Below are 15,161 nucleotides of genomic sequence, written 5' to 3'. Positions count from 1 at the left end.
CCATGCGACATTCCTTCCGCCCTTCGCGCAAGTCTGCTCTGGCCGCGCTGCTGCTCGCCTCGGTGGCGATGACGACGCTGACACTGCCGGTCGATCCCGCCCCTGCGCAGGAGCCTGCCGAGCGTCCCAAGCCGGTCTATCCGCCGATCCGCACTGCGCCGTACAGCGCCGGGCCTTTCGCGATCGCACTACGCGCCGATACCGGCACGCTCGCCAAACTCTCGCCGCAAAGCGATCCGGGGTTCGACTTCACGCCGTCGGGGCGTAATGCCGAGCGCCAGTACGACGGCTATGTCCAGTTGGGCGATATCAACCTGCGCCTGCGCGTGCCCGGTGGCGAATGGCAGGACTTCTCCTCGTCGCACAAGCGCCGCCAGATCGCGTCGCTGCCCGCGAAGGGCGAGGTGATCGCAGCCTATGATGTGACACCCTCGATGACTTCCGGCACGGCCGGTGCGACGATCCCGCTCAGCGTCCATCGCGAATGGCTGCGCACGGCGAACGGTCTGGCCTTGCGCTTCGTGCTGACCAATACCTCGGCACAGGCGGTCGAGATCGGCGGGCTCGGCATGCCGATGGTGTTCGACAATATCATCAACGACCGTACACTCGATCAGGCTCACGCCGAGGCGAGCTTCGTCGATCCCTATATCGGGCGCGATGCAGGCTACCTTCAGGTGACGCGCCTCAACGGCAAGGGACCGGCGCTGCTGGTGATCCCCGAGAAGGGCACGCCGCTGGAGGCCTATCGCCCGATCCAGATGCCGCGTCAGGACGACAACATCTTCACGGACAGGACGCAGCGCGGCCAGACCTTCGAAGGCTTCTATGACTGGACCGTCGCCTCGAAGGGCTTTGCCGAGAAGGAATGGAAGAACGCCGGGCAGCAGTGGAACACGCCGACCAGCATGACCCTGAAGCCGGGCGAGAGCCGCACGGTCGGGGTGCGCTTCGTCGAATCCCCCGGCATCGAGGCGATCGAGGATACGCTTCGGGCCAACCATCGCCCGGTTGCCATCGGCGTGCCCGGATATGTCGTGCCCAAGGATCTTCCGGCCACGCTGTTCCTCGATGCCGCGCGCAAGGTGAAGTCCATCGACAGTTTCCCCGAAGGCGCCTTGCAAGCCACCGAGGGTAAAGGCGTCAAGGGCTGGAACCGTTATGAGATCACCGGCAAGACGTGGGGGCAGGCGCGCCTCAACGTCACGTATGATGATGGCGAGGTGCAGACGGTCAGCTATTTCGTCACCAAGCCGCTGGAGCAGGTGAATGCCGATCTCGGCCACTTCACCACGACGCAGCAGTGGTTCGAAGGCGCGGGCGATCCGTTCCACCGCACGCCTGCCATCCTCACCTATGACCGCGAGAAGAAAGCCATCGTCACGCAGGAGCCGCGCGTCTGGATCTCCGGCATGAGCGACGAGGGCGGGGCGGGCAGCTGGGTCGCGGCAATGATGAAGCAGCTCGACAATCCCGATCCGGTGGAAGTGAAGAAGCTGGAAACGCTCGTCGACAAGACCGTCGAAGGCGTTTTGCAGGTGCCCGACGGTCCGCATGCCGGTGCGGTGAAGAAGAGCATCTTCTACTACGATCCCAAGGAACTGCCCGACTATTACGACAAGGACACCGACTGGCGCTCGTGGACCTCGTGGTCGAAGAAGGACGCGGGCGACCTAGGCCGCGCCTACAACTATCCGCATGTCGCGATCGGGCACTGGGTGCTCTACCGTCTGGCGCGCGATCATACCGGGCTCGTCACCGCGCACGACTGGCACTGGTATCTGGAGCACGCCTATATCACCACCACGGCGATGATGCGCGATGCGCCGTACTATGCGCAGTTCGGCCTGATGGAAGGCAATGTCTTCGTCTCGATCCTCGACGATCTCAAGCGCGAGGGCATGACCGAGGAGGCCGCCAACATGGAGCGCCTCATGAAGGAGCGCGCCGACCAGTGGGCCAAGGAAAAGTATCCCTTCGGCTCGGAAATGGCCTGGGATTCCACCGGCCAGCCCGAAGTCTATGCGTGGATGCGCTACTTCGATCATATCCCGCAGGCCGACGAGACCCGCGACGTGATCCTCGCCTACGATCCGACGATCCCGAGCTGGGGCTACAACGGCAATGCCCGCCGTTATTGGGACTTCCTGTACGGCGGCAAGGTCGCGCGGATCGAGCGGCAGATCCACCACTACGGCTCGGCGCTGAACGCCGTACCGCTGTTCGAGGCCTATCGTGCCAAGCCGACAGACCTGCACCTGCTGCGCGCGGCCTATGGCGGGTTCATGGGCGGCATCACCAACATCGATCAGCAGGGCTTCGGTTCGGCCGCCTTCCATTCCTGGCCGGACATGATGAAGTGGGATGCCTATACCGGCGACTACGGCATGGGCTACTATGGCCACGCCTACGCGGCGGCGACCTATCTGGTGGACGATCCGCGCTTTGGCTGGCTCGGCTTTGGCGGCATCGTCTCGCAGCAGGGCAAGGTGATCCACATCGAACCACACGACGGCGCACGCAGCCGCCTGTTCGTGGCCCCGGCTGGCCTGTGGATCACGCTCGATGCCGGCAAGATCAGAAGCGCGGATTACGACAGCACGACAGGCGCCGTAACGCTGACGCTTGACGCCGCAGATGCCGATACCCCCAGCGCGCTGTTCCGAGTTGAGCAGACTGTTACGGGCGGCAAGGCCTATAGTCCGTCAAGTGGGACGGCGCAGCGCGGGGGATGGGCACTCCCCCTTGGCGCTTCCGTTACCAGGGTAGTGCTGTCTCCAAATTGACGAGATAGGCATAGTTGCCGAATTTTCATGGCTCCGGTGACAGAAGTTTCGTCGTCGGAGCCATTTTTGTATCAATAATGCCACATCCGCCGGCTCGTGGAATAACTCATACAAAATCCAGTATACGATCCTTTTCTTTTCCGGTATGTGTCCTTTGTGCGGCAAGGACCCTTCGGGGAAACGGGGATGGGCATGACAAGACATTATCTAACGATTTCATCGAGTCTCGCGGCCATGGTTATCGGCCTTGGCGCAGCACCGGCCTTTGCCGCTGATTCGCCTGCAGCAGCGCCGGTCTTCACGCTGGACGAATGCAAGGCGGCCATGCAGGCCGCCGTGGTCAAGGCAGGCAAAACCGTCGATCGCTCGGCCATTACCGCGCAGTGCAAGGCGGAAGTCGCCAAGAACCTGACGACCGAGAACGCCAACGAAATTCTCGTGACTGGCGTCCGCGGCAGTCTTACCAGCGCGGCTGCCAAGAAGCGCAATGCCGCACAGATTCTTGACGCTATTGTCGCGGAAGACGTGGGCAAGCTGCCCGACAACAACGTTCCTGAAGCACTGGCACGCGTTACCGGGGTCCAGATCGATCGCCAGCACGGTGAGGGCGCCAGCGTCACCATCCGCGGCATGACAGACATCTCGACGACGATCAACGGCCAGGAAGCCAACACCGGCACTGATCGCTCGTTCAATCTGGCGGACATTCCTTCCGAACTGCTCAAGGCGGTAGAGGTTTACAAGACCCGCTCGCCCGACCAGATCGAGGGCGGTATCGCCGGCACCGTCAACGTCGAGTTCCGCCGTCCGCTGGACATGGACAAGGGCCTGACGGTTGCGGGCAGCTTCCGCAACGTGTTCTCCAGCATCGGCAACACAAAGAGCCCCTATGCCAGCCTGCTGGTCGCTGACCGTTTCGACACCGGCATCGGCGAAATGGGCCTCCTGCTCAACGGCTCGTTCACCAAGAACAATTACGATGAAACCTTCATCGAGAGCGAGACGCCGGGCGTCTTCAACGGCACCGATCTGGCCAGTCTGCCTTCGGCAACGGCTGCTACGACAATCGCGCCCTATGCAGCGAACTATGGCACTGAAACCGGGCGCAACACGCGCAAGTCCCTAAACGCCGTGTGGCAGTGGGCACCGAGCGATCAGCTGAATTTCGTGCTGGAAGGCAATTACATCAGCAGCCATGAGATGTCCGGGCGTGACCGCCTGCATCTTACGATCCGTAACGGAAACTACGACCTCTCCGACGTCAGTTACATCGATAATGGCGCCGACACCCAGACGGTGGATACGGTAACGGTGACACCGGCGACATCGACAAGTTCGATCGCTGGCGGCCCGCAGTCCTATGCCGGCAAGACCAACACCGACACCTGGAGCGGCAATTTCGAGACGCACTGGCATAACGACCATACACACATCGATTTTTCGGCGGGTTACCAACACTCCCGCTCTCTTTATTATGGCTTGCTCACCGAGTACCGATTCAATTCGATCGACAGTGCAACGATCGATTTCAATTCCGATTTGGTGCCCGGCGGGGGGCCCTACATGACCTTCAATGGCGTCGATATGAGCGACCCGAGCCAGTACTATCTTTACAACTTCCACGAAGAACGCAGCGTTTCGACGAGCCAGCAGTTCACCAGCCAGGTGGACCTGACCCAGGATGTCAGCGACGGCTTCTTCAAGACGTTCAAGATGGGTGCCCGCTATACCAACCGCCTGCTCCAGTACCGCTATGGTTATCGTGACAGCTACCCTGACAGCGATACCACGCTCGATCAGGACTGGCTGGGCATCGGCGTTACGACCACGACTCCAGATTACTCGGGGGCACCAACCTGGTATCACTACAGCGCCTCGGATCTCTGGAAGAACCTTGATTCGATCCATCAGTGGTTGCAGACCAATGCAACAACCGGCGACTGGACGACCTCGACGCCAAGCCTTGACCTCGGTTCTGGCTACAAGTCCCGTGAGCAGACCTTCGCCGTCTATGCGATGATGGACTATGGCTTCAAGCTGGGTTCGATTCCGGTGGACGGCAATTTTGGTGCCCGTGTCATCAATACCTGGGGTTATTCCAGCAGCGCCTCCTACAGCTATGACGACAGCTGGAACCAAACGATCTCAACGGCCAGCGGTAGCGGCAACTTCGTTGACGTTCTGCCCAGCGTCACGGCTATCGCCCACTTTACGCCCAAGCTGCAATTGCGCCTGGCTTATACGCAGAACGTGCAGCGCGTGGATTTCTATGCGCTCAGCCCGTTCCGGATCGTGCAGTCAGCCAATGACACCGTCTATGCGGGCAATCCTGATCTGAAGGCCTATACCGAAAAGAGCTACGATGCGTCGCTGGAATACTATTTCGGCAAGGGGGGCGCGCTCACGCTGGCCGGTTACCTGAAAAAGCCCAAGGGCTACATTTATTATAGTGTCGCCACCGAATATATCCCTGAACTGGGGACGAGTGGCGAAGTCTGGACCAACCGCAACGCAGGCGGCGGCACGTTCGAAGGGATCGAGGCCAGCGGCCAGACGTTCTTCGACTTCCTGCCGGGCATGCTCTCGCACTTCGGTGTCTCGGCGAACGCTACCTACCTGATCAAGGGTAACATCGATTACCCGGATGGCTCGGACAATAACGCCATCGGCATGTCGAAGTACACCTACAACCTGGCGCTGCTCTACGATACGCCGGTGTTCTCGGGCCGCGTCGCCTACAACTACCGCTCGCGCTATCGCACGGCGGTTCAGGCCGACTATCCCGAATACTCGCCTTACATGGATGCGACATCGCGCCTGGACGCGGCGCTCAACTATACGCCGTTCAAGTTCATCACCTTCTCGCTGGAGGCGACGAACCTGCTCAAAAACAATGCGCGCATGTGGTGGGGCAAGGATCGCCTGGTGCCTTACGGCATCCGCTATCAGGCCCGCACCATCCAGTTGGGTGCGCGCTTCCGCTTCTGACCCTTTCCGACCGGCCGGCGCGCAGCATCCTCCCTCCCGCTGCGTGTCGGCCAACCCGACTGAAAAGGCCGCGAACACCCCCGTGTTCGCGGCCTTCTTTTTTGCCTGCCGTGTGGAAGGGTATTGCCGGGATCAGTGCCCCGGCGCGACCTCGGTATTGAAGTTGGGCGTCGCCTCGCCTGCCAGATTGCGCAGGAAGAAGGTGAACTGGCGCCGCGCGACATAGTCGATCGGGCCGGTCGAGCGGCCCACCGAGTGCTCGGCGCCGGGCACATCGAGCAGTTCGAAGTCCTTGTTCGCCTTGATCAGCGCATTCACCACTTGCAGTGACGAGGACGGATCGACGTTGCTGTCCTGCTCACCGAAGATCATCAGCAGCTTGCCGGTCAGGCGCCAGGCGTTGTCGACGCCCGAGGCCGCCGAATAGCTGGCATCGACCGGCCAGCCGAGCCACTGCTCGTTCCAGCTGATCTTGTCCATGCGGTTGTCATAGCACCCGGCATAGGCGACGCCGACCTTGTAGAAATCGCCATGGAACAGGAGCGCGTTGAGCGTGCTCTGCCCGCCTGCGGAGGCGCCGTAGATGCCCACGCGGCTGATGTCGTAGGCCGGGTTCGCCTTGGCCATGGCCTTGTGCCAGAGGATGCGATCGGGGAAGCCGGAGTCCGCGAGGTTCTTCCATGCCACGTCCTGAAACGCCTTGGAGCGGTTGGCCGTGCCCATGCCGTCGATCTGCACGACGATGAAGCCAAGGTCGGCCTGCTCCTGCATGCCGATCACCTTGTCGCCGCCCGAATGATAGCCGAACGGCCAGAAGTCCTTGGGCACGAAGCTGTCGTGCGGCCCGGCGTAGATGTTCTCGATCACCGGATACTTCTTCGCCGGGTCATAGTCGCGCGGATAGATGGCGAGGCCCCATATGTCGGTCTTGCCGTCGCGGCCCTTGGCAACGAAGACCTGCGGCGCCTTGAACCCGGCAGCGTAGAGCGCGCTGGCATCGCCCTTGGTGATCGTGGCGATCAGCTTGCCGGTGGCGGCATCGTGAAGCTCGGACACGTTGGGCAGATCGACGCGCGAATAGTTGTCGACGAAATACCGCATGTCGGGTGAGAAGCTGACCGTATGATCCGCCTTGGCAGAGGTCAGTTCCACAAGGTGCGAGCCGTCGAAGTCGATGCGATAATAGTGCTTGAAATACGGGTCTTCGCCCGCGTTCATGCCGCTTGCCGCGAACCAGATCTGGCGCTTGGCATCATCGATATGCACGACGTCGCGCACCACCCAGTTGCCGGTGGTGATGCGGGTCTTCACTTTCCCGGTGGCGCCGTCGATCAGGTAGAGGTGGTTCCAGCCATCGCGCTCGGAGGCCCAGATCAGTTCCTTGCCGAGCCCGTTCACATCGTGGACGAAGCGGCGGTCGGCATAGACGAAGGTTTTCGCATCCTCGGTCACGGCAGCGTGGGCCGCGCCGGTTTCGCCATCGACGGCGATGACTTTCGCCTGCTGGAAGCCGCGCTTCACATAGTCGAACTCGGCGCTCTTGCCGTCGCTGCGCCAGCGCGGGGCGGAGAGCTGATAGGGATTGGGGAACAGCCCCGGGTCGATGTCGGTCTGCTTCTTCGCGGTTACATCGAATAGCACCGGCTGTTCCTGATCGACGGCATCGCCGGGCTTGGGATAGAGCTGGCTGCGCAGTTCGGGCTGGCGCTGGTCGTCGGGCGAGGAGAGCACACGCAGGACATGGCGTGCATAGCCGGGACGCACGCGATAGATCATCAGGTGGCGGCTGTCGGGCGACCAGGCGATGGTTTCGGGATCGTAGAAATTGCCGGGCGAACCGTCGGTGCTGAGCGTCGTCAATTCGGATGAGCCTGTCGCGCGCACGACGAGATTGTCGCCCTGCACGAAGGCTTCCCACTTGCCGTCGGGCGAGAGGCGAGGGTGGTTGTCCGCCGGGACCGAAAGATCGCGCACCACGTCGAACCCGCGCGGGCGACCGGGCCATGTCAGCTTGGCGCAGGTGTAGTCGGCAAGGTCGCAGCGGTAGGCGGTTTCGTTGACCTCGAACGTGATCGCATTCGCGCCATCATAGTCGAACGCCTCGAACGGCAGGCGCAGTGGGGCGATCGTTTCGCCCAGCGCCTTGCCGAGGGCTGCGGCAAGGCGGGCGTGATCGAAGGCGGGCGTCTTGGCGAGGGTCGCCACGTCCACCGTTTCGAACGCGAAGCCGCCCGCGACGGTCTTGCGATAGGAGAAGTGCGTACCGTCCGGGCTCCAGTGCGCGGGCCACGCCACCTCGCGCGTCAGGTATTCCCAGCTTTCGCGCAAGTGGACCGAGCGCTCGATGGCGGCGCGCCCGGTGGCATCGTTGGTGCTTTGTGCCAGCACGGGTTGGGTCAGCGAGGCGGCGGCCATGGCGAGCACGGCGCCGGTGGCGAGAAGCGGGATGCGAAGGGTCATGGGTCCGATCGGATGGCTACGGGAAAGATGAAAAATACCGTATACCAAATGACCGGGCGCGCAACCCTTGCGCAGTACTCAGTCCCGTACAAAAGCCAGTGCGCCGCCTGTCAGTCCCTCAGCCGTGGCTCGAATACGCAGCGGACCGCTTCCCGGCCCTGCCTGCACCACGGCCGCGCACAGGCCGTTGAAGGCACTGCGCATATCGGCATGGTCGGGCTCCAGACAGCGCGGGTCGCCGTTGCCGACGCCCAGCAGCGCGAGGTCGCCCTCCAGCGTGAAATGCACGCGGTTGCTGGCATCGGGCACTTCGCGTCCCTTGGCATCGAGGATCGCCGCGCGCACGAGGCCGACGTCGCCCGCCGCCAGCGCCTTGCGGTCGCAGGTGAGGGCGACGCGGGCCGGGGCGCCGGTGGTCTCGCGACGCTGGACCATGACCTGCCTGCCGCCGCTGAAGCCGCGCGCCTCGATATGGCCGGGCACATAGGCGACCTGCCATTCGAGGTGGCGGCCATGCTCCACGCGCTTGCGACCGAGGCTGCGCCCGTTGCACAGCAGTTCGACTTCCTCGCAATTGGCGTGAACCCAGACGGCGACATTCTGCCCTTCGCGCCCGCTCCAGTTCCAGTGCGGGAACAGGTGCAGCACCGGCTTGCCGCTCCACCAGGCGCGGTAATACCAGTAGTTGTCCTTGGGGAAGCCGCATAAGTCCATCTGGCCGAAGTTGCTGCTGTTCTCGGGCCAGCGCTCATAAGGCGTGGGCTCGCCGCGATAGTCGAAGCCCGTCCACACGAACCCGCCCGCCAGAAACGGGCGTGCATTGTAGAACGTCCACCAGTGCTCGGCGGTGGTGGCCCAGCGCGGGTATTCGCTGTCGTAGGCTGGAACGAGGCCGGCCTTGTCGTCGCGCGCATAGACGCCGCGTGCCATCACCGTGCTGCCGGTTTCGGTGCCGATCATCGGCTTGTCGGGATGGGTGGCGTGATAAGGATCGATGGCGTCGAGGAAGTAGTTGCAGCCCATCACGTCGAGCACGGGGGAGGCGCCTTCGCCGAACTTGCCGTTGAACGCCTCGGTAACGGGGCGGGTGCCGTCGAGTTCGTAGACGCGGCGCTTCATCGTGGTGGCAATGCGCAGGCCGGTGGCGGTGCCGCGATGGATCTCCTCGTTGCCGATGCTCCAGATGAACACGCAAGGGTGATTGCGTCCCTGCCGGATGACGCGTTCCAGCTGGCTCATGCCCTCGGCATTGCTCGACATCTGGCGCGTTTCGTCCATCACCAGAATGCCCATCTCATCGCAGGCGTCGAGGATCACGGGCGATGGCGAGTGGTGCGTGGAGCGATAGGCGTTGGCGCCCATCTCACGCAGCTTTTCCAGCCGCCAGCGGTGCAGGCTGTCCGGCACGGCAAAGCCGACGCCCGCATGGTCCTGATGGTTGCAGGTGCCCTTGATCTTGACGGAGCGTCCGTTGAGGAAGAAGCCCTTGTCGGCATCGAAGTGGATCGTGCGCAGGCCGAAGCGGCAGGTGTCGCGGTCGAGCAGCGCATCGCCATCGAGAATGTCCGACACCAGCGTGTAGAGATGCGGGGTGTCGAGATCCCACAGCTTCGCCTCGGCGATCGCGGCGGTCTGGCTGACGGTCCGGCTGCTCCATGCGGCGAGCTCGACAGGTTCGGACAGAACCTTTGCGGCGACTGTTCCATCAGGCGCCAGCGCGCGTGAGCGCAGGCGGATAGTGCGCGCCTCGCCCTGGTTGTCGATCTCGGTATCGAGGGTGAGCCGCGCTGCGGTGCCCTGAATGTCGCTGCGCACGCGGGCGCCCCACTGGCGGACATGGGCAGGCGCGGTCTTCACCAGCCGCACTGCGCGGTAGAGCCCCGCGCCTTCGTAGGACCATGCCTCGCCAAGGCTCACGTCGCAGCGGATGACCAGCACGTTGGTCTCGCCGGGGCGGGCGAAGTCGGTCACGTCGAGGCGGAACGGCGCATAGGCGCTTTCGTTGGTGCCGACGATAAAGCCGTTGAGAATGACGATGCAGTTCCGCGAGACGCCATCGAATTCCAGCGCGATGCGGCGACCGGCATCGCCGGCGGCAATCGGGATCTCGCAGCGATACCAGCCCACGCTGGTTGCGGGCCACAGACGGCCCAGCGGCTTGAAGCCCTGATAGGCGCCGGTCTTGTCTGCGTCAGAGCCCGCAGGACCGAACTGCTCGAAAGGCAGGTCGACAGCCCAGTCGTGCGGCAGGCGCACGGCTTGCCAGCCGCTCGCATCGAAATCCGCATTGGCGACGGGCGTGCCGACATCGCCGGACTTGCCGTAGGTGTCATGGCTGGCACCGAAGCTGAAGTCCTTCGCCGGGTCGGAAGCGTGGCCGAGGTGAAAGCGCCAGTCGCCGAGCGCTGTGACTTCGCGTGGTCCGGTGTCAGGTTTGCCCACTGCAGCAGCGCGGGCCATGGCGCCGGGGGCGAGGGCGGCCAATCCGGCAGCCCCGGTGGAGCCCAGCACAGTACGACGGGAAACGACGGTCATCGGCAGGGCCTCTCCAGGCGATTTGTTGAATCAAAAAAACGGTGTGTCCCCTGCACGATAGCAGGAGACACACCGTCAGGGCAGGGTTCAGAACTGGACCGAGGCGCCGATGAAGATCGAACGACCAAGCGCGTCGTAGACACCGGGGTAGGTGTTGCCGTTGCCGAAGCTGCTCAGCACGCCTTCGACGACCGCGGGCGGGTCCTTGTCGAACAGGTTGTTGACGCCCGCACGCAGGGTCAGCTTGTTGTCGAAGGTGATCGTACCGGCCAGATCGAAGTAGTTGTAGGCCTTGATCTTGTTGTCGTAGGCATTCGCAGCCCCGGTGTCCGAGAGCTTGACGGAGCCGAAGTAGCGCCATGCCAGCGAGAGCGAGGCCTTGTTCGGCCCTGCGAAGTTGAGCGTGGTGCGCAACTGGTGGCGCCACTTGGGCGAAGGTTCGCCGCAGGTATAGCCGTAAAGCCCCTTGCAGCTATACGTGCCCAGGCCCGGAAGCGGCTCGGTGGTCAGCGAAGTCAGGTACGAGCCAACCAGATCGAAGTCGAGCGAGCCCAGCTTGCCCAGCGGCAGGTTGTAGTTGCTGGTCACGTCGATGCCCGAGGTCATCAGGTAGCCGGTGTTGAGCGTGGTGGCCACGACATAGCCCTGATCGCCGAAGATCACGCCGCTGCGCGGATCGCGGTGGAACAGCCCGCAATAGTACGGATCGCCGGTGGTCGCGCACTGGTTGATGGTGAGCGAGGGGTCGATGGTCGAGATGTAGTCGTTGACCTTGATATGGTAGTAATCGACCGAGAGGCTGAAGCGGCGCAGGGCGCGCGGGGTCAGCACCAGACCGATGGTGTAGGTGTTGGCTTTCTCGGGCTTCACGTCGCGGTTGCCGCCGTACTGCTCGACACACAGGCCCGCCGGGCACTGGATGATCGAACCATATTGCGACGCGGTGACGCCGGTACGCTCGCATGCCTCCAGCGGAAGCGTCGGGTTGGTGCCCGCGCAAGGGTCCACGCCCGTCACGTTGCCAAGGCTGACGGCGCCGAACAGTTCCGAGATGTTGGGCGCGCGGATCGCGCGGTTGAAGCTGGCACGCAGGCGCAGGTCCGGCGTCGGCGCGTAGGACAGCTCGCCCTTGAAGGTCCAGGCCTCGAAGTGCGATTTGAAACCGGTGGACTGCTGCGAGTTGTCATACGACGAATAGCGCAGGCCGCCGTTCAGCGTCAGGTCGTGGATGAACGGCCGGTCCGAAACCAGCGGCACTTCGATTTCGCCGTAAGCCTCGTTGACCGCGATCACGCCGTCGGAATTGGTCGTACCGGCCTGCTGCGCGATCTCGTCGGCGGTGAACACCAGCGTCTCGCGGCGATGTTCGAGGCCGAGCGACAGGCCGATGCCGCGGTTCGCGAACGGCGACTGGATACCGTAGCTGGTCAGGTCCGCGCTGAGGTTGCCCGACCATACGGTCTGCGTGTTGCGGCTCTTCGTCGAACTGGGCGAGAAGATGTATTGCAGGTTGGTCGGGTCGATCGACGAGGACGAGAAGATGTCGAGCGGCAGGCAGCTCGGGTCGGTGCCGTCGACCACCGACCGGCAGGTCGGCACGCCGTTCACATTCACGACGTCGATGGCGCGCTGCGCCTTCACATTGTCGACGTTGTTGAGGTAGGTCTCGTTGTAATAGACTTCCGAGCGCAGGAAGTTGACGTCGTACCTGATGCCGGTCGCGATCTCGCCGCGAACGCCAGCGGAATAGCGATAGTCCTCGTGGCGCAGGTCATCGCGGCGCGGCGTGGTCAGGCGGTAGCCGATGAAGGCGTCCTCGGTCTGCGATGTGCCCGCAGCCGATCCGCACAGCGTCTGCGCCTGTCCGGCCCCGAGATAGGGGTTGTCGCAGTTGATCGAGAAGGTCGTGCCCTGGAAGAAGGCCGAAGGCGCCACCTGCGAGAAGGTGTGGTCGCGCATGTACATGAAGTCGCCATAGACTTCCGCTGCCGGGCTGATCTCGAAGTGGCCCATGGCGCCTGCGGTGTACCGCTTGTCCGAACGCTGGAAGTAGTTCGAAGGCGAATAGTTGTAGAGGTAGCTGGAATCGTAGGGCGCCCAGGTATGCGCGCCGTCCTTGGTGTTGTTGTAGGTCTTGCCCTGGTTCGGGCCGCTCAGTGGGGTGAACAGGCCCCACTGGTTGTTGCTGGAGCCGCCGCACAGCAGGCCCGTGCCCGCATCGTCGGTGGGATCGAGCGCACAGGCCGAAATGTCGCGGCTGTCCTGCGTGATCGGGTTGGTCTGGCGATAGCCGCCATAGACGGTGATGTTGCCGCGACCGTCCGCAAAGTTCTTGCCGAACGAGGCGTTGACGTCGAGCTTGCCGCCATCGACCACCGAGGAGGGCGCCGTCGCATAGCCCTGTCCCGCCACGATACCGCGCAGATAGCTGTTGTTGTTATTGTGCTGGAACAGGCTGTTCTGGAAATCCATGCGGAAGCCGTCGAGGTCTTTCTTCAGCACGAAGTTGACCACGCCCGATACCGCGTCCGAACCATAGACCGCCGAGGCGCCGCCGGTGACGACATCGATCCGGTCGATCAGCGAGGACGGCACGAAGTTGGTGTCCACGGCCTGTTGCGGCAGCATGCGGCGCCCGTCGATCAGCAGGAGCACGCGGCTTGAGCCCAGGTGGCGCAAGTTGACGTTCGAGGTGCCGTCCGACCCGTTCGAGACGTTCTCGTTCGCATCGGCGGTGAACTGCGGCATGCGGTTCAGCACGCTTTCCACGCTCGTCGCACCCTGCAGGCTGATCTCGTTGCTGCTGACGGTCGAGAGCGGGCTGTTGCTGGTCTGTTCGGGACGCTGGATGCGCGTACCGGTCACGACGATCGCGCTGGACGCGGGATCGCTGGCGGTGTCCGTCCCGGCACTGTCTGTCGTCTGCGCATGGGCAGCGCCACATGCAAGGCCAACAGCCATGGCGCCTGCGGCCGCCGAAAGTCGCATTATTGCATGAAGGTGTCGCATTGCATTTCCATTCCCGTCCCTGTGATCTGGCCTATGCAACATAAATGACATGGTATGTCAAATACCGTATACGGTATCTTGAGTGTTGCAGTTTCGCCGCTGTGAACGACGCACTTCCCGCAACGGTGTGAATCGTATACGAAACTGCGGTGATTGCGGTTTGCCGCTAAGACCTGTTTTTCTGGAGATTTCTAATGAGCATCGGCGGATCGAGCGCTGACCGCGAACTCGTCACCCTCTCGCCCCCGGCAGATCGCGCGTCGGCGATCTCCGTGACGGAGCGGAAAGATCGAATCGCACAGGCGCAGGCGCGCCTTGAAACATTGGGCGCCGATGCCCTGCTGGTGAATGCAGGCGCTTCGCTGCGCTACTTCACCGGCATTCCATGGGGCGCAAGCGAGCGTCTTGTGGCGATGCTGCTGCCGGTATCGGGCGATCCGATTCTGGTGTGCCCGCATTTCGAGCGCGGCTCGCTGGAAGCGGAACTCGCCTTCCCCATGGATATGCGGCTCTGGCAGGAGGATGAGGACCCTTACGTACTGGTGGCCGATGCGTTTGCAGGTTCCGTCATCGCGCTCGATCCCGCGCTGCACTTTCAGGGCTCGGAGCGCTTGCGCAGGGCCGCCCCCCACGCGACGCTGGTCGATGGCGCCCCGGTGATCGACGGGTGCCGCATGCGCAAGTCCGCGCAGGAACTGGCGCTGATGCAGCAGGCCAAGAACATGACGCTGGAAGTCCACCGCCGCACTGCCGCAATCCTGCGCCCCGGCATTTCGACCGCCGAAGTGCGCGCCTTCATCAACGATGCGCACAAGGCGATGGGGGCGTCGGGTTACAGCTTCTGCATCGTCCAGTTCGGGCGCGGCACGGCGTTTCCGCATGGCCTCCCCGGCGAGCAGTATCTGGCCGAGGACGATCTCGTGCTGGTCGACACCGGTTGCACGGTCGAGGGCTATCATTCCGATATCACCCGCACATATGCTTTCGGCAACGTCTCGGACGAGGTGCGCTCGATCTGGAACCTCGAAAAGGAGGCGCAGGCCGCCGCTTTCGAGGCCGCGCGTCCGGGGGAGCCGTGCGAGGCAGTCGATGCCGCCGCGCGCCGGGTGCTGGAGCGGGCAGGGCTGGGGCCGGACTACCGCCTGCCGGGCCTGCCGCACCGTACCGGTCATGGGATCGGGCTGTCGATCCACGAGCCCGCCTATCTGGTGCGCGGAGACCGGACGCCGCTCGACACCGGCATGTGCTTCTCGAACGAGCCGATGATCGTCGTCCCCGACCGCTTCGGGGTGCGTCTGGAAGATCACTTCTACATGACCGGGGACGGGCCGCGCTGGTTCACCCAGCCGCAGGCGGCGATCGACCGGATCGGGTGATCCCGAT

6 protein-coding genes are annotated in these 15,161 nt (G+C 63.3%); 3 read left to right on the top strand and 3 right to left on the bottom strand.

Annotated features, from left to right (window positions below):
• Window positions 1-2: 2 nt before the first annotated feature.
• Both CI805_RS18250 and CI805_RS18245 read left to right on the top strand, forming a co-directional pair.
• Window positions 3-2,786 carry a DUF5695 domain-containing protein gene (locus tag CI805_RS18250; RefSeq protein ID WP_260928111.1) on the top strand — a complete coding sequence of 928 codons (2,784 nt, stop codon included), beginning with the start codon at window positions 3-5 and terminating at the stop codon, window positions 2,784-2,786.
• 234 nt (window positions 2,787-3,020) lie between these two features.
• Complete coding sequence (locus CI805_RS18245; RefSeq protein WP_260928110.1) at window positions 3,021-5,774, top strand: TonB-dependent receptor; 2,754 nt, start codon at window positions 3,021-3,023, stop codon at window positions 5,772-5,774.
• Between the two features lie 132 nt (window positions 5,775-5,906).
• Here the strand turns inward: CI805_RS18245 and CI805_RS18240 are convergent, their stop codons facing one another.
• The 3 genes from CI805_RS18240 to CI805_RS18230 all read right to left on the bottom strand — a co-directional run bounded on the left by CI805_RS18240 (window position 5,907) and on the right by CI805_RS18230 (window position 13,730).
• The gene (locus CI805_RS18240; RefSeq protein WP_260928109.1) at window positions 5,907-8,234 is read right to left on the bottom strand and encodes a S9 family peptidase; all 2,328 of its coding nucleotides are present in this window, start codon (window positions 8,232-8,234) and stop codon (window positions 5,907-5,909) included.
• Between the two features lie 78 nt (window positions 8,235-8,312).
• Window positions 8,313-10,769, bottom strand: coding sequence for a beta-galactosidase GalA (galA, locus tag CI805_RS18235; RefSeq protein WP_260928108.1), 2,457 nt, complete (start codon window positions 10,767-10,769; stop codon window positions 8,313-8,315).
• An 87-nt stretch (window positions 10,770-10,856) separates the two neighbouring features.
• Window positions 10,857-13,730: a TonB-dependent receptor gene (locus tag CI805_RS18230; RefSeq protein WP_260928107.1), complete on the bottom strand. Its 2,874-nt coding sequence runs from the start codon at window positions 13,728-13,730 to the stop codon at window positions 10,857-10,859.
• A 242-nt stretch (window positions 13,731-13,972) separates the two neighbouring features.
• Between CI805_RS18230 and CI805_RS18225 the strand changes: the two genes are divergently transcribed.
• On the top strand, window positions 13,973-15,154 hold the full coding sequence (locus CI805_RS18225) for a M24 family metallopeptidase (RefSeq protein ID WP_260928106.1): 1,182 nt from the start codon (window positions 13,973-13,975) through the stop codon (window positions 15,152-15,154).
• Window positions 15,155-15,161: the final 7 nt, after the last annotated feature.

This window comes from Novosphingobium sp. 9, from assembly GCF_025340265.1.
In the GTDB taxonomy this organism is placed as follows: Bacteria; Pseudomonadota; Alphaproteobacteria; order Sphingomonadales; family Sphingomonadaceae; genus Novosphingobium.
The sequence above is the reverse complement of the archived record's forward strand: the minus strand, read 5'-3'. Positions and strand labels throughout refer to the sequence as shown.